The following is a 21,782-nucleotide window of genomic DNA, read 5'->3' on the forward strand; positions in this document are numbered from 1 at the left end:
TTCGGGACGAAGAGGTCGTGGGTTCAAATCCCGCCACCCCGACGCTGATCAGAGGCCACATACGGACTTCCGTATGTGGCCTCTGATGTGTTTGGGGGGCCAAACGGGGGGCCAAACGAATTTGATCAGGCCACTGCGTCGCCCTCCCTCCGGGTCCTCCGTCTCCTCCTCTTCCTGATCTTCGGCGAAGATGGGCGGGACCAGCGGGGAGAGCCGCCGAGGACAACGGGGCGGCGCCCAGACCGTTCGCCCAGGTGAGCGCACGAACGGGCCGCAAAATGCCCGCAGCTGCCCAAGCTGAAGTACCAGACCTACAGTCCCGAGATCCATTGGACCAACACGCCGACGGCGAAGAACACGCCAACAACCAGGAACCCCCAGGCCACGACCTTCTGCATGACCCGGTTGACGCGGTCGTTGAGGTCGCGCCGCTGCCCTCTACGGCCCTCGGACAGGCGCCGCAGCCACGAGGGCACACTCGCTTCAGCCCGCCGGCGGTGCCAGGTCGCGAACCCTCGGTAATCGAGAACCAGAACCAAACCCACAGCCGCGAAGAGCACCCCGAGAGAAAACGGCACCAGCAAGCCCCACCCATGGACAGGCGTGCCACGCCCGACCATCACCGCGACCGTGACCGTGAGGCCATCACGTCTCATCACCCGGAGATCATAGAAGTGCAAGGCAAGCCCGCCAGAGTGCATCCTGTTCGTCTGCCTCGTAGCAGGCCCGTGCCCCATCCGTGCCCGATCCTGCGGAAAACCACGGGGAGCTACGGAGACGAGCGGGCACCGCGCAACGCAACGGCCCCCGACCGTAACGCCTGGTCAGGGGCCGTTCATCTGCGCGGTGGGGGTGGGATGTGAACCCACGGTGACTCGCGCTATGCGGGGCCTGTCCTCGATGAGCGGCATCCTGACCGGTACTGCCTACCGTCTGCTGCCGGCCTGACGGCCCGGTCTCACTTCAGGTGCCGGGCGAAGAACCGGTCCCCGTCGTCCACCTCGAACCACGGGGTACCGGCGTGTCCGCCCAGATTGGCGTGCAGCGTCTTCTCCTGGGAATCGAAGGCGTCGAACAGGTCCAGGGCCCGCTGCCGGGGGTTTCCTTCGTCGTCCCATTGGAGCAGGAACAGCAGCGGGATGGTGACCTGCCGGGCCTCCTCGCGCTGGGCGCGGGGCACGTAACCCCCGGCGAAGAAACCGGCGGCCGCGATGCGCGGCTCGACCACCGCCAGCCGAATACCGACGGCGGTCCACCCCGAGTACCCGACCGGGCCGCCGATCTCGGGCAGCGCAAGGAGGGCGTCCAGGGTGGTCCGCCACTCCGGGACCGCCTTTTCGACCAGCGGGCCGATGAAGGACTCGAAGATCTCGTCGACCGGCTCGCCGGCCTGCATCGCCCGGCGGAGGTCGGCGCGGGCCTGGTCATCGCCGGCGGAACGGGGCCGGTCCCCGTGCCCGGGGGCGTCGATGGCGGCCACCGCGTAGCCGTACGCCGCGGATTGCCGGGCCCGGGCCACCAGCCGCGATTCCCGCCTGTGCAGGCCGCCGTTGTGGCCGATCAGGATCAGCGGGGCCGGTGTGGCGGATTCAGGCGTCCACAGGGTGCCGGGGATCTCACCGAGGGTGAATTCGCGTTCGAGGACGCCGTCGTCGAGGCGCTGTTCGGAAGTGAATCGCATGGTCGTGCCTTTCGGGAGGGCTCGTGAACGGCGCTCCCGGACGACCTACCGTCCGACCGTGACCCCGGAGGGGAGCACCCATGTCGATACTGCGTTCACGGGTACCACCTCCTCGTTCTCTCGCACGGCCTCCGGAAAAGTAGCAGTGCTCGCAGTGGTCCGCCAACGGGTTTTTGCGGACGCTCCGGTGCAGAGAAGTCATCGAGACGCCGGTTACGCCCAAATGCGTCGCGACGTACAACCGGCTCAGTGCCGTCGGCCGGCCCTGGTGGCTGCCAGCAGCGCCACAGCCAGGACCTGGATGGCGACGACGACCGTGATCAGCAGGGGGATCGAGTAGCCGTACAGACCGCCGGTCAGCGCGCCGCCGGCCAGGCTCGCCGCACCGACCACACCCGCGAACAGCCCGTACGCCGTCGCCCGCCGCCCGCTGGGCACCAGATCGGCGACCGTCGCGCGCAGCGTGGACTCCTGGATGCCCATGGCCGCCCCCCACACCAGCGACCCAGCCACCGCGATCGCGACCGTGTCGGTGAATGCCAGCGCCACCACACCCGCCGTCAGCACCGGCAGCGCGAGCAGCACACGCGGGCCGACCCGGTCGTAGAGCCATCCCGTGGCCAGCGCCGCGACCGCGTCCACCGCCATCGCCCCCGCATACAGCACCGGCACCCACGCAGCGGACAGCAGATGCCGCTCGACGAGGTGGTAGGAGAGCACACCGAAGGTGGCGAACCCGGTCGTGGTGGCCGCCGTGAAGGCCGCGTAGGTCCAGAACGCCCTCGGCAGCCGGCTCTCCGGTACCCGCGCCGTCGCGGGCACCACGCCGGTGACCTCGCGTTCGTACGCCTCCGGGTCCGGCACCCGCGCCCGCAGCCAGAACAACAGCAGCAGCACGGCGATGCCGGGGACGGCGAGGACGCCGAGCGCGGGGCCGTAGTCGTTCCCGGTCAGCGCGAGCACGCCCGCCACCAGCAACGGACCGGCCAGCGCGCCGATCTGGTCCAGCGCCTCATGCACCGCGAAGCCGCGGCCCCGCCCCGTCGCCGCGGTGGCGTGCGACAGCAGCGTGTCCTTCGCCGGTGAGCGCACCGCCTTGCCGACCCGCTCGGCGATCACCAGCACGCACGCGGCCCACAGCACCCCGGCCACACCCAGCAACGGCACCGAGACCGCCGTCAGGGCGTACCCGGCGATGGCCAGGCCCCAGAAGCGGCGGGTACGGTCCGCCATCGGCCCCGAGAGCAGCCGCAACCCCAGCGCAGCCGCCTCCCCCGCACCCGTGACCACGCCCACCACCAGCGAGGAAGCGCCCAGCGAAGCCAACAGCGGCCCGGTGATCGAGCGGGCGCCCTCGTACACCACGTCCGCGAGCATGCTGACCGTGCCGAACCACACCACGAACCGCCACGGCCCCATCCGCGCCGACGGCCGCTCCTCTTCCCTCTCCTCGGGCACCGGTTCCCTCTCCTCGGGCACCGGCCGGTTCATGCCCACAGCGCCTGTGCGAACGACACCCCGACGAACGCCGCCCCCAGGCCGGCCACCACACCGGCGACGACATCGGCGGCGGCGAAGAACCTCGCGCCGACCATGGCGCCGACAACGAGCAGCCGGTTCACGCCTTCCTCGTGATCACAGATGACAGATCACAGACCACAACCGACGATCAGGCTATCGCCATCCCGGGTCACCAGAGAGCCCTGCGTCCATCACCTGGACAATCAGTCCGCTGTCACCGCCATGGACAGTCCGCTGTCACCGCCGTGGAGCCGCCTCCGGTTGCTGATCGGCCTGGCCCTCCGCTCGGGGACCTTCCAGCGTGACGGTTTGCTTCTGGTGGGTGAGCTGCTGGTAGCCCACCAGGATGGCCAGCACGGCGAGCAGGGCGCCGGAGGTGATGGTGGTCCCCACCCCGAGGCCGCCCTGCGCCACGGGCTTTTCCACGGCGTTCTCCGCCACCGCGCCGAGGGGCCGGGTCAGGACGTAGGCCGCCCAGAACAGCACTGTGCCCGAGATCGGTGAGAAGTAGTGGGCGGCGAGGATCAGCAGCATCGCCCCGCCCAGCACCAGGGCGCTGTCGCGGAAACCGATGCCCAGTCCGTCGGAGAGGAAGTCACCGCTGGAGGTGCCCAGCGTGTTGGACACGAGGGTCGCGGTCCAGTACAGGATTTCACTCTTGGTGGTGGCGATCCGTTCCACGTCCATGGTCTGGCCGGTCGCCCGCCATCCGATCAGTACGAGCACCAGCAGGGTCGTCAGCACGGTCGCACCGCCGGCATAACCCAGGCCGGCGGTGCGGTTCATGAAGTCCGACATCGCGGTGCCCACGATGCTGGTCGTGAGGATCACCGACCAGAACACCACAGGCCGGAACCGGTCGGTCCTCAGCTGCATGGTCAGCGTGAGCGCGAAGGCCGTCAGGAAGAGGAGTGCGCTGGTGGCGTAGCCGAGGTTCAGGGGTGCCATCGACACGAAGTTCGACACCGACTCACCCAGCGTGGTCGCCACGATCTTGATCGTCCAGAAGAGCACGCCGACCATCGGCAACTTGTTCACAGGGACCTTGCTCACCGAAGCACCTCTCCGCAGCCGACGTGAGCACAGACTCGCTCGGGGTACTCACCACGGCCATGCGCTCAGGGCCGAACAGAGCAGCCTTTCGTTCCTTCAGCCGATCACGCTGTGGGGAGGCCGTGCCGCAGGCTCCGGGCTACGCTGCCAGGCGGGGGCTGTCCTGGATCACGGAGTCAGCCATGCCGAAGCCCGAACTGCAGCGGAACCGGTCCTCTCTGCGACACAAGATCCGCTACGCCCTGCGGCACCCTGACCGCATCTCTCCCCACCTGCGCCGCGCCGCCCGGGACACCTGGCTGGGCCTCCGGCACCGCAATCACGTCGCCTACTACCGCGCCGTCATGGCCTCCGACACCGCGCGCAGCCCCGAGCGTGCCGTAGGCAGCGGTTCGCAGGCCGGCTGGCTGGCGCTGGGCCAGATGCAGTTCGACTACCTGATCGAACACGGCCTGAGGCCGCAGGACCGCATGCTGGAGATCGGCTGCGGGAACCTTCGCGCGGGGTGGCGGTTCATCGACCACCTCGAACCGGGCCACTACTACGGGATCGACATCTCGCCGGACATCCTCCTGGAAGCACAGCGCACCCTCGTCCACCGAGGGCTGCAGGACCGCCTCCCCCATCTGGCCCTCGTCGAGAACCTGACGCTCGATTTCCTGCCCCCGGGCTGGTTCACCGTGGTGCACGCCCACAGCGTCTTCTCGCACTCGCCGCTGGAGGTGATCGACGAGTGTCTGGCCAGCGTCGGACGGGTGCTGGCCCCCGGCGGCTTCTTCGACTTCACCTACGACCGCACGGAGGGCCCGGAGCACCAGGTGCTCCGCGAGGACTTCTACTACCGCACCGAGACCCTCCTGTCGCTGGCCGAACGGCACGGGCTGACCGCCCGCTTCATGGACGACTGGGAACGGCGCCCGCACGGCCAGTCGAAGATCCGGGTCACGCACGCGGTGCCGGTGTAGCGGCCACACTCTGCGGCGGTCCTGGTGAAGCCGCTGGTGAGAGGCCAGTAAGAGCAGTCGCCGACGGGCCCCGGGCGCTGCCGTCGGCGGTGGTCGGCCAGGCACACTGGCGGCGCCGACCGCCCCGGAGGAAGCCCCACCCATGGACAGCACGCGACAACGGCTCGCCATCCTGCACCCCCGCCGCAGCCTGGGCACGGTGTTCGCCCTCTCCTTCGCCTGCGTCACCGCTGCCACCACCCTCCTCGGCGGCTTCCTCAGCTACAACGCGGCGGCCCAGATGGTGCGCGTCGACCAGGACGCCGTCTTCCGCGGCGTCGTCAACGACCTTCACCAGCAGGTCGCCCAGCGTCGCCTGTCGCCGTCCGACTACTTCAGCGTCAGCCCCGACAGAGACAGCCCCCGCGACGATCTCTCGCGGCGCATACGCACCGACGTCCAGGTCCTCGGCCGTGCGGGCCGCGTCGAGGAACGCGGCTTCCCGGCGCTGCCGGTCCGCGCGGCCGACCGCGCCGCGGCCTCACACGCCACGGCCGGCCACACCATCTACTACAAGGCCCGGATCGAGGGGGACCGCTACCGCGTCGCCACCGTCGCGCTGGGTGGCGGCCGGGGCGCCGTGCAGGTGGCTCAGCAGTACAGCGACACGGAGGATCTGCTCCGGAAGCTCAAGGACCGCACCGTCGAACTGAGTGCCATCGTCATCGTCGTGGCCGGCCTCGCGGGCTGGTGGCTGGCGCGCCGGATCGCCGGGCGGCTGGTACGGCTGACCCGGGTCGCCGAGCACGTGGCCCGGACCGGCCGGCTGGACACCGAGGTCCCCGTCGCCGGGCAGAACGAGGTCGGCAGGCTCGGGCGGGCGTTCGACGGCATGCTGGGGCGGCTCGCCGCGTCCGAGGAGATCCAGCGTCGCCTCGTCCAGGACGCCGGGCACGAACTGCGCACCCCGCTGACCTCGTTGCAGGCCAACGCGGCCCTCCTGGACCGCATCGACCAACTGCCCCCGCAGGCCAAGGCGGATCTGATCGCGGACATGAAGAGCGAGACCCGCGAACTGATCAACCTCGTCAACGAACTGGTCGACCTCGCCGCCGGCGACCGGAACGCCGAACAGCCCACGGAGATCACCCTGGGTGCCCTGGCCGAGGACGCGGCCGCCCTCACCCGGCGCCGCACCGGCCGGGAGATCCTCATCGAGGCCGACGACACCGTCGTACGAGCCCGGCCGGACGCGGTGCAGCGGGCGCTGACCAACCTCCTGGAGAACGCGGCCAAGTTCGACCACGACGGAACCGAGCCGATAGAACTCGCCATCAAGGGCATCCGCGTGGAGGTGCGCGACCGCGGACCGGGCATCGCCGAGGCCGACCTGCCCCGTGTCTTCGACCGTTTCTACCGCGCCGACAGCGCCCGCAGCCTGCCCGGCTCCGGGCTGGGCCTGGCGATCGTGCACGCCGTCGCCGTCGCCCACGGCGGCACGGCCTTCGCCCACAACCGCGCCGGCGGCGGCGCGATCATCGGCTTCACCCTCGACCCCGCGTCCCGCGTCCGACGGCCTCGTACGGCACCGACGGCCGACCCCGCCGCCACACCCCGCTGACCGGCACAACCGGCCCGGCCGTCCTCAGAGCACCCCGCCGACCACGACTCCCGCGTCCGCCACGCCGCCGAAGGCCCGGTGGTGTGTCAGGAGCCGATGAGGTCGAGCCAGAAGGAGGCGATCGTGGCCAGGGCACCGGGGGCGCCCGCGCCGAAGGCGACCACCATGGCCTGCCCGATCGCCACGTCGTAGCGGCCGAGGCCGTGGGACCAGGTCAGCCTGGCGTCGATGCCGGGGATGCTACGGAGAGGGCCGTACGCGCCCAGGGTGCCATGCGCTTCGGCGATGGGCATGCCGTCACGCAGGATCCGGGCCCGGCACAGGCCGGTGGGCCGCAGCTCGTAGGTCCGCTCGCCCACCACGGCCGTACGGGTACGCGTTCTGCGGCGCAGGGCCCAGCGGCTGTCGCTTCCCCGGCGCGTGGGGATCACCTGCCCGTCGACCTTGATCCAGCCGTGCTCACGGCCGGGCCGCACCGTGACGGGCGGCATGCCGGGTCCCTGGACGAGCGCGATGACGGCGGGCCAGCGGTCGTAGCTGATCCGTATCGGCCCGAACGGGCTCTCGGCCGTACGGTGCTGGGAGAGCCGGACGGTACGGCGCTTGCTGAAGATGGACATGGTCGTATCGTCTCCGGAGACGAGGAGCTGGGGACAGGACGGGCACCCACGGCGACGCCGACCGTCGTCAGCTGCGGGGTATGCACAGGCGAGTCGAGGCCGGGGCCCGCACGGCCCGCGTCACCCGTCCGGGTGACCAGCTTGCAGGCGCGGGACACGGGCGGTCACGTTCGCCGTCTGAGCCGGTGACTGATGACCGAACGGCTCGTCGAGTGCCGTGACGCGATCCACCGGGCCGTCGAGAAAGGCGGTCCGGCAGCGTACGCCGTGCGGTACGACCGTATCGAGCGCACGTGGCCCTGAGCCGAGGCACCGAAGTTCGCGAGATCCTGCGGCCGGCGTGGTCGTCGCCCGCCCAAGAGAAGCCACGTCCTTCACCGGACCCGGGTCTGCGTACGTACCCGTACCCGGACTGTCACACAGAACCGTTGCTTCCGCCCGCGTGTCCTCGTTCTCCACCGGGATCATCAACGACCTCTGTTCTCAGGGGCGTTACGCCGATCGACCGGGCGGCAAGAGGCGGGGAGTCATACCAGCATGAGCGGTACGCACGGGGGCGGGCGCGGCGAGCGGGAGACCCGGCGGGACGACCGCTTCGGCGGGGGCGTCGAACCGCTCACCGCCTTGGACCCGGCACGGATCGGGCCGTACCTGCTGCTCGGGCGGCTCGGCGCCGGTGGCATGGGGAGAGTGTTCCTCGCACGGTCCGACGGCGGGCGCACCGTCGCCGTGAAGGTGGTGCACGAGGAGCATGTGTCGGACGCGCGGTTCCGGGCGCGGTTCCGGCGGGAGATCGAGGCCGCGAGCCGGGTCGCCGAGCGGTACACGGCACCCGTGCTCGACGCCGGGCCCGACGAGAAGCCACCGTGGGTCGCCACCGGGTATGTGCCGGGCCTCTCGCTGGAGCAGGTCGTGCGGGGGTACGGCCCGTTGCCTGCCGAGTCCCTGCACACCCTCGCCGAGGGGTTGCTGCGCGCCCTGAAGGACATCCATGACGCGGGGATCGTGCACCGCGACCTGAAGCCGTCGAACGTCATGCTGACCGTGGACGGGGTCAAGGTCATCGACTTCGGGATCGCGCGGGCCCTGGAGACCTCCGTCGAGTCGCTTCTGACCAGTACGGGGATGGTCGTCGGGTCGCCCGGCTTCATGTCGCCGGAGCAGGTCCAGGGGCAGAGCGCCGGACCCAGGAGCGATGTGTTCACCCTCGGGTGTGTGCTCACGTACGCGGCGACGGGGCGGCTGCCTTTCGGGCACGGGGCCGGCAACCATCACGCGGTCATGTACCAGATCGTGCAGGACGAGCCGGATCTGAAGGGTGTCGAGGACCCCGCTCTGCGGGCGCTCATCACGCGGTGTCTGACCAAGGACGCCGGGCAACGGCCCGATGTGGACGAGCTGTTGGCCGACCCGGAGCGGGCTCGGCCCTCGGCCGTCGGCAAGGCGTGGCTGCCCGCCGACGTCCTCGCCCGCATCGCTCGGCAGGCCGCCGAGCTGCTCGACGCCGAGGTGCGGCCGCTGCGCGAGGAGTCCGTGGACCGGGCAACCGTGGGCCTGCGCCCGCCGTCCGAGCCGCCCGCGGCCGTCGCGCCGGGCAGCGGCGGCGAGCCGGGCAGCGGCGGCGAGCCGGGCAGCGGCGGCGAGCCGGGCAGTGGCGGCGAGCCGAAAGAGCGTGAACGCCGCCCGCGCCGCCGCCGCACCTTCATCGCCCTGCCCGTGGTCGTCGTCCTCACCGTCGGTGGGACCACGATGGTCGTGCTCCAGCCCTGGTCCTGGAGCAGCGATCGGGGCGGAGCCCACGCCCAGGCGCCGGGCAGCAGCGTGAGTCCCACGCCGGAAGGCAGTGACTCACCTGTGACGCGCGGCGGTTCACCGTCCAAGACGTCCGACGGGAAGAACGGGAAGAACAAGAAGGAAACGGGTTCCGATGGTGGCGGGGACGCCACGAACGGCGGCAAGGCGGAGGGAGGCAGCGGGAGCGCAGGGACGGCCGGCGGGGACGCTTCCGGCCGCGGCTCGTCCGGCAACTCCTCGGACACGACCGCTGGAAGCTCGTCCGGCTCCGGCGACTCGTCCTCCGGTTCCTCCGCCGGCTCCTCGCCGCCCGATCTGAAGAGCTACCGCCTTCAGTACACGAACTCCTGCTTCGGAGCGTGCGACATGCCGATCAAGGCGAGCTGGACGGCGGTCTCCCGAGCGACCCGCTACGACATCCACTACACCGACAAGGGCAGCAACTTCACGGCGAAGAACGTCGACACCGTCTACTCCACCAGCAACACCAGCTACACGATCAACGGCCCGTACTCGGGCGACAAGATCTGCATCACCGTGCGCGCGGCCAACAAGTACGGCGCCTCCGCCTGGGCGCAGACCTGGTGCAACACAGTGCCCTACTAGATCGGCTCGGACGAGCAGGATGTCCTGCCGCGTGGAAGCGTCAGTCCGTCTGGCCAGGAGTGCGCAGGCGTCGATGACCAGCGATTCGTCGTCCTCGGCGGCGAAATCCGTCGGAATGACGCACGTAATGACTTCGCCAAGCTTCCATCAAGTCAGCCACCCTGCCTTGTTAGGTAAGGCTTACCTCCTTTACGTTCTGTGGGCTTCTTGTGCACGTCAGACCGGAGTCCCGTCATGTCCAGCGCGAACATCACCTTGCTCGGTGCCATCGCAGGCTTCACCATCTACCTCGGCCTGCCCCTCGGCCGCCTGCGCACGCCGACGCCCCGGCTCAAGGCGGGCCTGAACGCGGTGGCCATCGGCATCCTGGTCTTCCTCGTCTGGGACGTGCTGACCCACGCCTGGGAGCCCACCGACGAGGCGCTCGGCAAGCACGACTGGGGGACGGTGGCGTCCGGGGGCCTCACCCTGGTCGCGGGCCTGACCATCGGACTCGCCGGACTCGTCCACTACGACGGCTGGATCGCCCGCCGCCGCAAGGCCGCCGTGGACCGCGCCGCCGCCGCCCGGTCCGCGGGCCCCGGCGCGGCCGCCTCCGCCGAACTGGCCGAAGCGGCGCCGAAGGTCCGCAGTCAGGCGAGCTCGCTCGCGCTGATGATCGCCACCGGCATCGGACTGCACAACTTCGCCGAGGGCCTGGCCATCGGCAACTCCGCCGCCCAGGGCGAACTCTCCCTCGCCGTGCTGCTGATCGTCGGCTTCGGCCTGCACAACGCCACCGAAGGCTTCGGCATCGTCGCCCCGCTGGCCGCCGAGGGCGAACGCCCCTCCTGGCTCACCCTGCTGTGGCTCGGCCTGATCGGCGGCGGCCCCACCTTCCTCGGCACGGTCGTCGGCCAGCACCTCGTCAACGACACCCTGTCCATCGCCTTCCTCGGCCTCGCCGCGGGCTCGATCCTCTACGTCGTCATCGAGCTGCTGGCCGTGGCCCGTAAGGCCGGCTTCAAGACGCTCACCACCTGGTGCATCCTCCTCGGCCTCCTGCTCGGCTTCGCCACCGACGCCGTCGTCACGGCCGCGGGCGCCTGAGCAGTACCCAAGTCCCCTGTTTGACCCCCTGTTTCCCCCAAGTTTGCGTCCACCCCCTGGACACCTCACTACTCGTCAGTAAGGTTCGGGCGGCGGGCCGTCTCGGCCCGGTGAGTGAGACGGACGAGGCGAACGCCTTGGTGGACAGGGGGATTCATGGGTGGGATCAGTCGGCGGCGGTTGGTCGCGGGGATGGCCGGGGCGGGGGCCGGTGTCGCGCTGTGGCCGGGGCGGGCCGCGGCGCGGGAGCGGGCCCTGACGCGCAGTGCCGAGCGGGCCGTGCGGATCGGCGGGACCACGCTGGAGCAGGTGGCCATGCCCGTGGGGGACGGGGCGTACAAGCGGCTGGTGGCCGGGCCCGGGTGGCCGTTGGTGGTGCGGGGTGAGCTGGCCGGGGCCGACGGCGGGCGGGACGCGCGTCGGGCCGGGCTCGCCTCCTTCGTGCAGTTCACCGATCTGCATCTGACGGACACCGAGTCGCCGGTGCGGTTCGAGTATCTGGCGCGGTTCAACGACAGTGCGCACCGGCCGCAGGAGACGCTGACCGTACGGGGCGCCTCGTCGCTCGTCGAGCGGGTCAACGCGGTGCGGCAAGGGCCCTACACGGGGCTGCCGTTCTCCTTCGTCATGGCCACCGGGGACAACACCGACAACCACGAGCGGATCGAGCTCGACTGGTATCTCACCGTCATGAGCGGCGGGCGGATCACTCCGAACAGTGGGGATCCCGGGCGGTACGAGGGGGTGCAGAACTCCGGGAGCGGGATGTACTGGAATCCCGAGTCCGGGCTTCAGGACGCCTACAAGGCCAAGGGGTTGCCGCTGATTCCCGGGCTGCTCAGCTCCGCCATCCGGCCCTTCGACGCGCCCGGGCTGAGCGTGCCCTGGTACACCACGGTCGGCAACCACGACGACAGCATCGAGGGCAGCCTGCCCGATCTGGGACTGCTGAACGACCTCTACACCGGGGCGCGGAAGGTCGAGGGGTGTGACGACGCCACCGCCCGGCAGCTCGCGGACGCCCTGCTGCACGATCCCGGTGAGGCCGTCCTCCTGCTCGGCAAGCTGCTGGCCGGCGGCGGTGCCCTGCGTACCGTGACGCCCGACGAGCGGCGGCACCCGTTCACGCCCGCCGAGTTCGCCCGCGCCCACCTCGACCCCGCGCACACCGGCGCCGGACCCGTCGGGCACGGGTTCAGCCAGGAGTCCGCCGACAGCGGGCGGCTCTACTACACCTTCGACCTCGCCGACGGTGTCCTCGGCATCAGCCTCGACACCACCAACCGCGCCGGATTCGCCGACGGTTCCCTCGGTACGGCGCAGCTGCACTGGCTGGAGTCGGTCCTCAAGGCCAACAGCGGGCACTGGTACGACGGTGACGGGCATGTCGTGCGAGGCGGATCCCAGAGCCGGCTCGTCGTGGTGTTCAGCCATCACACCAGCGGCACCATGGGGAACCTGCTGCCCGATCCGTACCGGCTCTTCGAGGGGCGGCACAGCGGGGCCGAGCTGGTCGCCCTGCTCCAGCGGTTCCCGAACGTCGTGGCCTGGGTCAACGGGCACACCCACACCAACCAGATCATCCCGCACGGCCACAGCGTCGCGGAGCGGGCCTTCTGGGAGATCAACACCGCCTCGCACGTGGACTATCCGCACCACGCCCGGATCATCGAGATCGCCGACAATCACGACGGCACCCTCTCGCTGTTCACCACCCTCATCGAGTCCGCCGCCCCCTACCGGACCGACTTCGCCGACACCTCCGACCCCGGCCTCGCCGCCCTGTACCGCGAACTCGCCTACAACGACCCCTACGCCACCCCCGCCACCCGCATCGGCACCGCCGCCGACCACAACACCGAGCTGCTCCTCACCAGGCCGGCCACCACCTGACTCTTACCTTCCGGCACGCGTGACGTTTGCTGTCTTACGCAACTGCGCAGCTAGCATTTCGGCGACCAGGCAGGTGGGCAGGCCGGAGGCTGCTGACATGACCAGCGTGAAAAGCTTCTCCGTCTCGGGGTACGGGCCCGAACGGCCCCGGTGGACGCGGCTCCTCGCCCGCGATTCCGTGATCCGGCGGCTGGACTGGCCCATACTCCTGTCGGCGCTCGCGCTGTCGTTCATCGGCTCGCTGCTCGTCTACTCGGCGACCCGGAACCGCACCGCCATCAACCAGGGAGACCCGCACTACTTCCTGGTCCGGCATCTGATGAACCTCGGCATCGGGTTCGTCCTGATGACCGGCACCCTCTGGCTGGGCCACCGCGCCCTGCGCAACGCGGTGCCGGTCCTCTACGGCCTGTCCCTGGCGGGCGTGCTGGCGGTGCTCACTCCGCTCGGCGCGACCATCAACGGCAACCGCAACTGGATCGTGCTGGGCGGCGGGTTCTCGCTCCAGCCCTCGGAGTTCGTGAAGGTCTCGATCATCCTGGGCATGGCGATGCTGCTGTCGGCGCAGGTCGACGCCGGCGACCGGCCGTATCCCGACAGCCGCACCGTGATCCAGGCGCTGGGGCTGGCCGCCGTACCGATCATGGTCGTCATGATGATGCCCGACCTCGGCTCGACGATGGTCATGACCGTGACGATCCTGGGTGTGCTGCTCGCCTCCGGCGCCTCCAACCGGTGGATCTTCGGGCTGCTCTCCGTCGGGGTGCTCGGCGCGGTCGCCATCTGGCAGTTGCATCTGCTGGACCAGTACCAGATCAACCGCTTCGCCGCCTTCGCCGATCCGAGCCTGGACCCCTCCGGCGTCGGCTACAACACCAACCAGGCCCGGATCGCCATCGGCTCCGGCGGCCTGACGGGGCAGGGGCTCTTCCACGGGGCGCAGACCACCGGGCAGTTCGTGCCGGAGCAGCAGACCGACTTCGTCTACACGGTCGCCGGGGAGGAGCTGGGCTTCGCCGGCGGCATCCTGATCATCGGCCTGATCGGGGTCATCCTGTGGCGGGCCTGCCGTATCGCGCGCGAGTCGACCGAGCTGTACAGCACGATCGTGGCCGCCGGGATCGTCGCCTGGTTCGCCTTCCAGTCCTTCGAGAACATCGGGATGGCGCTCGGCATCATGCCGGTGGCGGGCATCCCGCTGCCCTTCGTCTCCTACGGCGGCTCGTCCATGTTCGCCGTGTGGGTGGCCGTGGGGCTGCTTCAGTCGATCAAGGTCCAGCGGCCGGTGCGGGCCTAGCGCCGGCCCGCGCGCGGTCAGGCGAGGGTGAAGTAGGCCAGGCTGCCGAGGCCCGCGACGGAGCAGTAGATCGCGAACGGGATCAGGGTGCGGTCCTCGAAGTAGCGCACGAGGAAGCGGGTGGCGAGGTAGGCCGCCACGAACGCGGCCACGCTGCCCGCCAGCAGCGGACCGCGCAGGCCGTTGCCCTGCGGGCCGAGCAGCGGCGGCAGCTTGAGCAGCGCGGCGCCGCCGATCACCGGCGTGGCGAGCAGGAACGCGAAGCGCGCGGAGTCCTCGTGGCCCAGGCCCTTGAAGATGCCCGCGCTGATGGTGGAGCCGGAGCGGCTGATGCCGGGGCACAGGGCGAGGATCTGGGCCGCGCCGATCGTCACGGCCTGCCGGATCGTCATGCGGGTGATCCGCAGGTCCGACTGCTCGTCCGCGGACAGATGCTCCTCGCCGGGGGCGACGGCGGCTCCGGCCCGCCGGCGGCCGGTCCCGCCGCGCCGCAGCTGCTCGGTGACGAAGAGCACGATGCCGTTGAGCGCCAGGAAGATCGCGGTCGGGACGGGCTTGCCGAGCGTCGTACGGAACACCTTGTCGAGCGCGACGCCCGCGACCGCGACCGGGACGCACGCGGTGATGATCAGCCAGGCGAGTTTCTGGTCGACGGTCTCGATCCGGCGCTGGGTGATCGACGTGGACAGGCCGCGGATCACCCGCACCCAGTCCCGCCAGAAGTAGACGACGAGGGCGAGCGCGGTGGCCAGATGGAGGCCGACCAGCTCGTTGAGGTACAGGGATCCGTCGGCGGAGACGTCGAGGTCGTGCTTCCAGTGCCCGCCCAGCAGCGCGGGTATCAGGATGCTGTGCCCCAGGCTGGAGACGGGGAACAGTTCGGTGACGCCTTGCAGCAGGCCCACGCCCACGGCTTCGGGATAGGTCAGAACGGACATCGGCCGGCCTTCGACTCCAGGTGCGCGACAAGGGATGGAGCCGGGGACAGCACGCGCGAGGGGCGGCTCCGCGCGCAGAAGCTACTACACGAGTGTAAAAACGCGGACAGGTCGCACGAAGCGGCCCGTTCACCGCCTCCATCCCGGGAACGTCAGCGCGGAAAACGACCGCTTTCCACCCATTCGCCCCGCCCGATGAGGTGCTGTTCCTGGCGGGTGCGGGCCAGGACGAGCGCGGCGGCGTACAGCGCGAGGACGACGGTGAGAAGCAGGTAATACTCCGGTGGCAATGCCGTCAGACCGAGCGGCGGGCCGAGCGGGGACGGCGGCAGGAGCACGCCGATGACCGCCAGGGCGCCCGCCGTCCAGCCCACCGGGCCGGGCGGGCGGTCCTCGAACAGCCGGCGGCCGGTGCGCAGCAGCAGCATCACCAGGCTCTGGGTGATCAGGTTCTCGGTGAACCAGCCGGAGTGGAACACCGCCTCGTCCTCCCCCGGCCCCCGGCCGTGCAGGGCGAGCGCCAGGACGCCGAAGGTCGCGAGGTCGGCCGCCGCGTTGAGGATGCCGAACCCGGTGATGAAGCGCAGCAGGGCGCGCGGGTCGAGGCGGGCCGGCCGGCGCAGCAACGCCGGGTGGGGGCGGTCGTAGGCGAAGGCGAGCTGCACCGAGTCGAAGCACAGGTTCTGCACCAGCACCTGGGCCGGGAGCATCGGCAGGAAGGGCAGCAGCAGGCCGGCGGCGAGCATCGCGACGACGTTGCCGAGGTTCGACGACAGGGTGATGCGCAGATACGTGGCGATGTTGCCGCCGCTCAGTCGGCCCGCGGCGATGGCGTGGTCGACTGCGGTGAGGTCCTTCTCGGCGAGCACCACGTCGGCGCTCTCCCGGGCCACGTCGGTGGCGTCGCGCGGGGCGATGCCGACGTCGGCCGCCCACAGCGCGGACACGTCGTTGACGCCGTCCCCGAGGAAGCCCACCGTGTGCCCGCCGGTGCGCAGCGCGGCGCTGATCCGCGCCTTGTGCTCCGGGGTGCAGCGGGCGAAGACCGTCGTACGGGCGGCCAGCTGGGCCAGTTCGGCGTCGGTCAGGGCGTCGGTGCGGTCGGCGGTGACCACCGCGTCCGCACCGAGCGCGATGCCCAGATCGCGGCAGGCGCGCGCGGCGGTGCCCGGGTGGTCGCCGGTGAGGATCTTGACGGTGACGCCCCGGCCGGCGAGCGCGGCCAGGGCCGGCGCGGCGGTGGGCGCGAGGGCGTCGCGCAGGGTGACCAGGCCCCGGAAGTCCAGGCCGCGTTCGTCGGCCGGGGTGTAGTCGCGCAGCCGGGCCGGGCGTTCGGCGGTGGCGACCGCCAGCACCCGCAGGCCGTCCCGCGCGGCCCGGTCCGCGAGCTCGGTCAGCCGCCGCGTCTCCTCCGGCCGCAGGGCGCAGCGCTCCAGGACGGCTTCCACGGCGCCCTTGACGACGAGCGTGTGCGTGCCCAGCCGGCCGGGGGTGCGCACCACGGCCGTGGACAGCCGGCGCACGGGGTCGAACGGCAGCGCCGCGATCCCGTCGTACGCCATGAGGCCGTCCTCGTCGGCCGCGTCCAGGACCGCCTCGTCCAGGGCGTCGGGCGCGGGCAGTTCGGCCAGTTGCAGGGTCCACCAGGCGTTGACGGCGGCCCAGTGCACCGCCTCGGGGGCGTCTGCGCCTGCCGCGTCCAGGCCCCGCTCGACCACCGGCCGGTCCTGGGTGAGGGTGCCCGTCTTGTCCAGGCACAGCACGTCGACCGCGCCCAGGTCGTGCAGGGCCGGGAGCCGTTTGACGATCACCCCGTGCGCGCGGGCCAGCAGCGCCGCCCCGCGCGCCAGACAGGTGGTCACGACGACCGGCAGCATCTCCGGCGTCAGCCCCACCGCCACCGCCACCGCGAACGGCAGGGTCTCCAGGCCCCGGTCGCGCAGCGCCGCGTTGGCCATCAGCACCAGGGGCGGGGTGAGCAGCATGAACCGGATCAGGATCCACGAGATGCCGTACACCGACCGGTCGAAGGCACTCGCCTCGCGCAGCCCTGCCGTACGGTCGTGAGCCGCCGCGAACCGGGTGCGCCCGCCAGTGTCCACCACGACCGCGGTAGCGCTGCCGGTGGCGACGCTGCTGCCCTGGAAGCACAGCTGCGGCTGCTCGAACACCGCGCCCCGGTCCGGCCCGGCGACGTCCCCCGCGTGCTTCGCGACGGGGACCGACTCCCCGGTCAGCGCCGCCTGATGCACCGTGAGACCCCGGGCGCGCAGCAGCCGTACGTCCGCCGGGACCAGGTCCCCCGGGCCGAGCTGGACGATGTCGCCGGGGACCAGTTCCTCCACCGGGACCTCCCGGGCGACGGGTGCCGCGTCCTCGGCGGCCCGCCGCAGCACGGAGGAGGTGGTGGCGACCAGCTCGCGCAAATGGGCCATGGACCGGTCGGCGCGGTACTCGCCGGAGGCCCGCAGCACACTGCTGGTCACGACCAGCACGAGGATCACACAGGCGGTGGACCAGGCGAACACGGCGGCGGAGACCAGGGCGAGGCACAGCAGCACGGCGGTGAACGGATCGCGCAGGCCCCGCAGCAGCAGCCGCGGCCAGGAGGCGTGCCGGCGGGCCGGCAGCGTGTTCGCCCCGACCCGGCCCAGGCGGAGCGCGGCCTCGTCCTCCGTCAGCCCGCGCGGCCCGGTGTCCAGCCGCCGCAGCACCTGCAGCGCGGTCGCCGCGGCCGCTTCCCCGGGCTCGCTCGCGGCCGGCGCTTCGGGCACGGCCCCCGGCACCGGCGTCCCGGCGTCCTCTCCCCAGGCCGGGGCGGTCCTAGGCACCGGTCCCCTGCAGCCCGCCCGTCGCCCCGGGTGCCTGCGCGGCACGCTGGGCGAGCTGACCGACCATCACCCGTACGACCGTGACGACATCGGGGTCGCCGACGTAGTAGATCTGCCGCCGGCCCTCACGGCGGGAGCGGACGAGACCGGCGAGCTTCAGCTTCGACAGGTGCTGGCTGACCGCGGGCAGCGCACCGCCGACCCGGTCCGCGAGATGGCTGACATCGCTCTCGCCCTGGGCCAGCGCCCACATGATGTGCAGCCGGGGCGCCGCCGCCAGCAGCCCGAACGCGGCGGCGGCCTCCGCGAGCACCTCGGCGGACGGATCCTCGAAACCGCCGGCCATCTGCCCCACAGTCCTCTCCCGTCCGTCCCCTGCCCGGTCCGCCGCGTCACAGGAACGCGCGGCCCTCAGTGTAGGTGTCACCGGCCGCGCGCCGGCCGGGGACGGAGTGATCGGCTCCCCGCTCACCCGCAGTCGCCTGTCCGGCCGGATCCGACCGCCCGCCCACGGCTGTCCTCCGGCCGCGGCTCCCCCGTGGCCGGTTACGACAGCCGGAACCGCAGCCGGCAGATCACCGCGTCCGTCTCCCGCCGTACGGCGTGCGCGACGACCGCGCCCCGCTGGTTCTGGAGCAGCCGCTGCCACAGCCGCTCCGGCTCGGCCTCCGGGATGAGGACGGTGACCCGGGTGCCCGGTTCGGCGGCCGCCGCACCGACGTACGCGGCGATGGGCCGGCCGAGGGTGCGCCGCTCGCACGCCAGCCGTACCAGGGGCACCCCGGGGTCCCACTCGGCCCAGGCGCGCTCCAGGGCGTGCAGCTGGGCCCGGTCCTCGGGGTCGGGGTAGCAGACGGTCACCGCGCGGACCTCGTCACCGAGGGAGGCGGCCGCGGTCAGCGCCTCGGAGGTGAGCCGGGACAGCGAGGACACCGGCACGATCACCAGCGAGCGGTCGCGGTGCGGGGCCTCGGGGATCCGGCCGAGCCCGAGCCGCTCGCCGATCCGGCCGTAGGCGCGGTGGACGGCGAGGAAGGCGGCCACCAGCAGCGGCAGCGCGACGACGATCAGCCAGGCGCCCTCCGTGAACTTGCTCGCGGTGACCACGACGGCGGCGACCCCGGTGAGCAGGGCCCCGAACCCGTTGAGCAGCGCCTTCCCGCGCCAGCCGGGGCCCTTTTCGAGCCGCCAGTGCCGAACCATCCCCACCTGGGCGATGGTGAAGCCGACGAAGACACCGATCGCGAACATCGGCACCAGGGTGTTGGTGTCGCCGCCGGAGAAGACCAGCAGCGCGGCCGAGACGACGGCGAGCGCGAGGACACCGTGCCGGTGGACCTGGCGGTCGGCCTTCAGAGCGAAGACGTGCGGGGCGTAGTTGTCCCGGGCGAGCAGTTTCAGCAGCACCGGGAGCCCGCCGAAGGAGGTGTTCGCGGACAGGGCGAGCAGGATCATCGTCGCGAACTGGAGCACGTAGAACGCCCAGTTGTGGCCGAGGGAGGCGTCCGCGAGCTGGGCGAGGACGGTGACGCCCGCGACCGGCTGGAGGTGGAAGCGGCCGATCAGCACCGACAGACCGATCAGCATCAGGCCCAGTACGGCGCCCAGGGCGACCTCCGCGCGCTGGGCCCGCCGTACCCGCGGGACCCGGAAGGAGGGGACGGCGTTGGCGATGGCCTCGACGCCGGTCAGCGCGGCACAGCCGGAGGCGAATGCTTTCAGCAGGAGCAGCGCGCCCACGCCGGAGGCGTTGCCCGCGACGACGGAGGCATGCCCGGCGGCGGTCGCCGTACTCACCGGGTGGGACCGGAAGAGCCCGACGGCGATGAGGACGAGGACGGACCCGACGAAGACGACGGTCGGCACGATGAAGGCCTTCGCGGACTCCGCGATGCCGCGCAGATTGACGCCCGTGACCAGGGCGAGCACGGCCAGGCACAGCCACAGCCGGTCGGCGTAGAGGGAGGGGAAGGCGGAGGTGAGAGCGGCGACGCCCGCGGTGACGGCGACGGCGACGTTGAGGACGTAGTCGAGGACGAGGGAGGCGGCGGCGACGAGACTGGTCCGCGCCCCCAGATGCGTCCGGGCGACGGCGTACGACCCGCCGCCGTCCGGGAAGGCCGCGATGACCTGCCGGTAGGAGGCGACGAGGACGGCGAGCAGGGCGGCGATGGCCAGTGTGACCGGCAGGGTGAAGCCCAGCCCGTGCGCGCCGGCGGCGGCGAGGACCAGCACGATCGCCTCGGGCCCGTACGCCACCGAGGCCATCGCGTCCAGCGACAGGGCGGCGAGCCCGGTGAGGGCGGTCAGCCGGTGCCGTTCGCCGGTATCAGGAGGCTCCTCGCCGGCGGGGACGGCATCCGGTTCGGTGGTCAGGACGGACATGGGCACGTGCTCCTCTTTTTTCCTTACGTGCGCGGGCGCACCCATTCCTTACGTGCGCGGGCGCACCCAGGTTCCGTCCGTTTCCGACCGCATCCGACCGGTCTTTACGGGATCTTCGCACCCAATGGGTCCGTCTTGACGGGACCTTGACAGGGATCCGCGTCAGAGCCGTGTCAAGGTGCCGGAATCCGCTTCCGCAGGTCAGTACCGTCGTCGCCATGGCGGGTTCCGGCGTGGTGGCGAACGACCAGGACTGGCGACAGGAGTGGTGGAGCGCCGTCCGCTGCGCCGGCGTCCTGCTCGCTCTGCTCCTCCTGGTCGACTGGGGCTCCGGCCGCGGCGCCCTGTGGCGGACTGCGCTGTGGTGCGCGATCTCGGGGCTGCTGTTCGCCGTGCTGTACCCCGCCCGGATCTCCGCCGGCACCGACTGGCTGGCCGCACGCCGGCTGGGCCGCGAGCGCCGGGTGCGCACGGACCTCCTGATCTCGGTGCGCTGCCTGGACGGCATCTCCCCACGGCTGCTGCTGCGCGACGCGTTGGGCGGGCACGTCGAGATCGACCCCGAGGTGCTGGCGCGCAACCCGCGGCTGTGGCACCTCCTCGACGAGGGCGCGCGGAAGGCCGCGGCGAGCGGCGTACTGCTGTGCGGGGAGACCGCGTTGCGCCGGCTGTCGTCCCGGCTGGACCGGGAGACGGCGCTGGGTGTGTTCCGGGCGTCGGGGCTGGAGTGAGGCCGTGATCCGGTGGGGTGCACAATGCCCGGCATGAACGCACGGACGGTTCGCCCCCGCTGGTGGCTGGGGCTGCGCGGCTTCGCCGTCTTCCTGCTGGGCGGCGGCCTCGGCACCTTCGCGTACGCGGTGGTCACGCACCGGCCGGGTGGGGTGCCGTGGGGCGGGCTGCTGTTCGGGGCGCTGGTGTGCGGGACGCTGTGCGCGCTGTTTCCTGGGCGGCGGCGGGTGGGCCGTTAGGTTGTCGGGTCGGGCCGGGTCAGATGAGGTACTGCTCGTGCGGGATGGCACGCTCCCACACTGACTCGAACGCGGCCGAGCACAGCTTGGCCACGGCCGGCTCGGTGAGCGTTTCCATGCCGGGGTCCGCCCATTGACCGTCGCCGGTGAAGTGATTGAAGACCACGGTGGTTCCGTCGAACAGCCAGTAGTCGACCCCGGGGAGCGCGAGATCCTTGGTTCGGGGTCTGGGAAGCCACCGGACCTGTTCACCGGCCGCGATGTTGTGCGGACCGGTGAGGGAGTGCTCCCACCGGATGTATTCGCTGACCGGCTCCGACACGATGCGAGCGCGGCGAACCACCACCCCGCGACCGGTCACCTCTCGCATCAGTTCGGACCACGAGCGGTACTCCTCGGCCGGGTCGAACGGGCGTCCCTGCTGCCACGCGATGAATACAGGGTCGTCGGTCATATAACTGTCGCGCATCTCCAGGTGGACGGCGGAGTGCTGAGCGGCAGCGAACCCTTGGCGGACTGCTGACGTCACTGGTCGGCC

At 71.4% G+C, this 21,782-nt stretch carries 18 protein-coding genes and 1 pseudogene; 8 read left to right on the forward strand and 11 right to left on the reverse strand.

All coding sequences use genetic code 11. The features are described 5' to 3' along the window. Nucleotides 1–311: 311 nt before the first annotated feature. The 5 genes and pseudogenes from LE548_RS15030 to LE548_RS15050 form a co-directional block, all read right to left on the reverse strand. Nucleotides 312–656: a hypothetical protein gene (locus LE548_RS15030; RefSeq protein ID WP_225097327.1), complete on the reverse strand. Its 345-nt coding sequence runs from the start codon at nucleotides 654–656 to the stop codon at nucleotides 312–314. 302 nt (nucleotides 657–958) lie between these two features. Then, nucleotides 959–1,681 carry a dienelactone hydrolase family protein gene (locus LE548_RS15035; protein ID WP_225097328.1) on the reverse strand — a complete coding sequence of 241 codons (723 nt, stop codon included), beginning with the start codon at nucleotides 1,679–1,681 and terminating at the stop codon, nucleotides 959–961. Between the two features lie 246 nt (nucleotides 1,682–1,927). Next, complete coding sequence (locus LE548_RS15040) at nucleotides 1,928–3,139, reverse strand: MFS transporter (protein ID WP_225097329.1); 1,212 nt, start codon at nucleotides 3,137–3,139, stop codon at nucleotides 1,928–1,930. A 29-nt stretch (nucleotides 3,140–3,168) separates the two neighbouring features. Continuing rightward, nucleotides 3,169–3,270 (reverse strand): annotated as a pseudogene (locus LE548_RS15045) (fluoride efflux transporter CrcB); the annotation flags it as partial. A gap of 169 nt (nucleotides 3,271–3,439) precedes the next feature. Beyond that, on the reverse strand, nucleotides 3,440–4,255 hold the full coding sequence (locus LE548_RS15050; RefSeq protein WP_225097330.1) for a hypothetical protein: 816 nt from the start codon (nucleotides 4,253–4,255) through the stop codon (nucleotides 3,440–3,442). Between the two features lie 182 nt (nucleotides 4,256–4,437). Between LE548_RS15050 and LE548_RS15055 the strand changes: the two genes are divergently transcribed. Continuing rightward, entirely contained in the window at nucleotides 4,438–5,220 is a 783-nt protein-coding gene (locus tag LE548_RS15055; protein WP_225097331.1) for a class I SAM-dependent methyltransferase, read from the forward strand. A 142-nt stretch (nucleotides 5,221–5,362) separates the two neighbouring features. Then, nucleotides 5,363–6,820, forward strand: coding sequence for a cell wall metabolism sensor histidine kinase WalK (locus LE548_RS15060; RefSeq protein WP_225097332.1), 1,458 nt, complete (start codon nucleotides 5,363–5,365; stop codon nucleotides 6,818–6,820). Nucleotides 6,821–6,906: 86 nt separating this feature from the next. On the opposite strand, the gene LE548_RS15065 is transcribed toward LE548_RS15060, so the two are convergent. Beyond that, complete coding sequence (locus LE548_RS15065) at nucleotides 6,907–7,440, reverse strand: hypothetical protein (protein WP_225097333.1); 534 nt, start codon at nucleotides 7,438–7,440, stop codon at nucleotides 6,907–6,909. A gap of 537 nt (nucleotides 7,441–7,977) precedes the next feature. Here LE548_RS15065 and LE548_RS15070 point away from each other — a divergent pair. The 4 genes from LE548_RS15070 (at nucleotide 7,978) to rodA (ending at nucleotide 14,119) form a co-directional block, all read left to right on the forward strand. Continuing rightward, complete coding sequence (locus tag LE548_RS15070; RefSeq protein WP_225097334.1) at nucleotides 7,978–9,840, forward strand: protein kinase; 1,863 nt, start codon at nucleotides 7,978–7,980, stop codon at nucleotides 9,838–9,840. A 234-nt stretch (nucleotides 9,841–10,074) separates the two neighbouring features. Continuing rightward, the gene (locus LE548_RS15075) at nucleotides 10,075–10,929 is read left to right on the forward strand and encodes a ZIP family metal transporter (protein ID WP_225097335.1); all 855 of its coding nucleotides are present in this window, start codon (nucleotides 10,075–10,077) and stop codon (nucleotides 10,927–10,929) included. 156 nt (nucleotides 10,930–11,085) lie between these two features. Beyond that, nucleotides 11,086–12,822, forward strand: a complete 1,737-nt coding sequence (locus tag LE548_RS15080; protein WP_225097336.1) for a TIGR03767 family metallophosphoesterase — start codon at nucleotides 11,086–11,088, stop codon at nucleotides 12,820–12,822. 97 nt (nucleotides 12,823–12,919) lie between these two features. Further along, nucleotides 12,920–14,119, forward strand: coding sequence for a rod shape-determining protein RodA (gene rodA, locus LE548_RS15085; RefSeq protein ID WP_225097337.1), 1,200 nt, complete (start codon nucleotides 12,920–12,922; stop codon nucleotides 14,117–14,119). Nucleotides 14,120–14,136: 17 nt separating this feature from the next. On the opposite strand, the gene LE548_RS15090 is transcribed toward rodA, so the two are convergent. The 4 genes from LE548_RS15090 to LE548_RS15105 all read right to left on the reverse strand — a co-directional run bounded on the left by LE548_RS15090 (nucleotide 14,137) and on the right by LE548_RS15105 (nucleotide 20,273). Continuing rightward, on the reverse strand, nucleotides 14,137–15,057 hold the full coding sequence (locus LE548_RS15090; protein ID WP_225097338.1) for an undecaprenyl-diphosphate phosphatase: 921 nt from the start codon (nucleotides 15,055–15,057) through the stop codon (nucleotides 14,137–14,139). A 152-nt stretch (nucleotides 15,058–15,209) separates the two neighbouring features. Continuing rightward, nucleotides 15,210–17,831, reverse strand: coding sequence for a magnesium-translocating P-type ATPase (gene mgtA / locus LE548_RS15095; protein ID WP_225097339.1), 2,622 nt, complete (start codon nucleotides 17,829–17,831; stop codon nucleotides 15,210–15,212). Nucleotides 17,832–17,880: 49 nt separating this feature from the next. Continuing rightward, complete coding sequence (locus LE548_RS15100; RefSeq protein ID WP_263636140.1) at nucleotides 17,881–18,234, reverse strand: metalloregulator ArsR/SmtB family transcription factor; 354 nt, start codon at nucleotides 18,232–18,234, stop codon at nucleotides 17,881–17,883. 200 nt (nucleotides 18,235–18,434) lie between these two features. Next, nucleotides 18,435–20,273 carry an APC family permease gene (locus LE548_RS15105; protein ID WP_225097341.1) on the reverse strand — a complete coding sequence of 613 codons (1,839 nt, stop codon included), beginning with the start codon at nucleotides 20,271–20,273 and terminating at the stop codon, nucleotides 18,435–18,437. 218 nt (nucleotides 20,274–20,491) lie between these two features. Here LE548_RS15105 and LE548_RS15110 point away from each other — a divergent pair, with 218 nt between their 5' ends. Continuing rightward, complete coding sequence (locus LE548_RS15110; protein WP_225097342.1) at nucleotides 20,492–21,004, forward strand: hypothetical protein; 513 nt, start codon at nucleotides 20,492–20,494, stop codon at nucleotides 21,002–21,004. 33 nt (nucleotides 21,005–21,037) lie between these two features. Beyond that, the gene (locus LE548_RS15115; protein WP_225097343.1) at nucleotides 21,038–21,244 is read left to right on the forward strand and encodes a hypothetical protein; all 207 of its coding nucleotides are present in this window, start codon (nucleotides 21,038–21,040) and stop codon (nucleotides 21,242–21,244) included. A 19-nt stretch (nucleotides 21,245–21,263) separates the two neighbouring features. Here the strand turns inward: LE548_RS15115 and LE548_RS15120 are convergent, their stop codons facing one another. Beyond that, entirely contained in the window at nucleotides 21,264–21,773 is a 510-nt protein-coding gene (locus LE548_RS15120; protein ID WP_374116096.1) for a DUF6879 family protein, read from the reverse strand. Nucleotides 21,774–21,782 lie beyond the last annotated feature (9 nt).

It is taken from the genome of Streptomyces sp. CoH27 (assembly GCF_020181035.1).
GTDB classification, from domain to species: Bacteria; Actinomycetota; Actinomycetes; order Streptomycetales; family Streptomycetaceae; genus Streptomyces; species Streptomyces camelliae.

Coding starts and splice junctions, on each gene's coding strand:
- LE548_RS15030 (WP_225097327.1), bottom strand. CDS start 656: ATGAGACGTGATGGCCTCACGGTCACGGTCGCGGTGATGGTCGGGCGT.
- LE548_RS15035 (WP_225097328.1), bottom strand. CDS start 1,681: ATGCGATTCACTTCCGAACAGCGCCTCGACGACGGCGTCCTCGAACGC.
- LE548_RS15055 (WP_225097331.1), top strand. CDS start 4,438: ATGCCGAAGCCCGAACTGCAGCGGAACCGGTCCTCTCTGCGACACAAG.
- LE548_RS15060 (WP_225097332.1), top strand. CDS start 5,363: ATGGACAGCACGCGACAACGGCTCGCCATCCTGCACCCCCGCCGCAGC.
- LE548_RS15065 (WP_225097333.1), bottom strand. CDS start 7,440: ATGTCCATCTTCAGCAAGCGCCGTACCGTCCGGCTCTCCCAGCACCGT.
- LE548_RS15070 (WP_225097334.1), top strand. CDS start 7,978: ATGAGCGGTACGCACGGGGGCGGGCGCGGCGAGCGGGAGACCCGGCGG.
- LE548_RS15075 (WP_225097335.1), top strand. CDS start 10,075: ATGTCCAGCGCGAACATCACCTTGCTCGGTGCCATCGCAGGCTTCACC.
- LE548_RS15080 (WP_225097336.1), top strand. CDS start 11,086: ATGGGTGGGATCAGTCGGCGGCGGTTGGTCGCGGGGATGGCCGGGGCG.
- rodA (WP_225097337.1), top strand. CDS start 12,920: ATGACCAGCGTGAAAAGCTTCTCCGTCTCGGGGTACGGGCCCGAACGG.
- LE548_RS15090 (WP_225097338.1), bottom strand. CDS start 15,057: ATGTCCGTTCTGACCTATCCCGAAGCCGTGGGCGTGGGCCTGCTGCAA.
- LE548_RS15100 (WP_263636140.1), bottom strand. CDS start 18,234: ATGGCCGGCGGTTTCGAGGATCCGTCCGCCGAGGTGCTCGCGGAGGCC.
- LE548_RS15105 (WP_225097341.1), bottom strand. CDS start 20,273: ATGTCCGTCCTGACCACCGAACCGGATGCCGTCCCCGCCGGCGAGGAG.
- LE548_RS15110 (WP_225097342.1), top strand. CDS start 20,492: ATGGCGGGTTCCGGCGTGGTGGCGAACGACCAGGACTGGCGACAGGAG.
- LE548_RS15115 (WP_225097343.1), top strand. CDS start 21,038: ATGAACGCACGGACGGTTCGCCCCCGCTGGTGGCTGGGGCTGCGCGGC.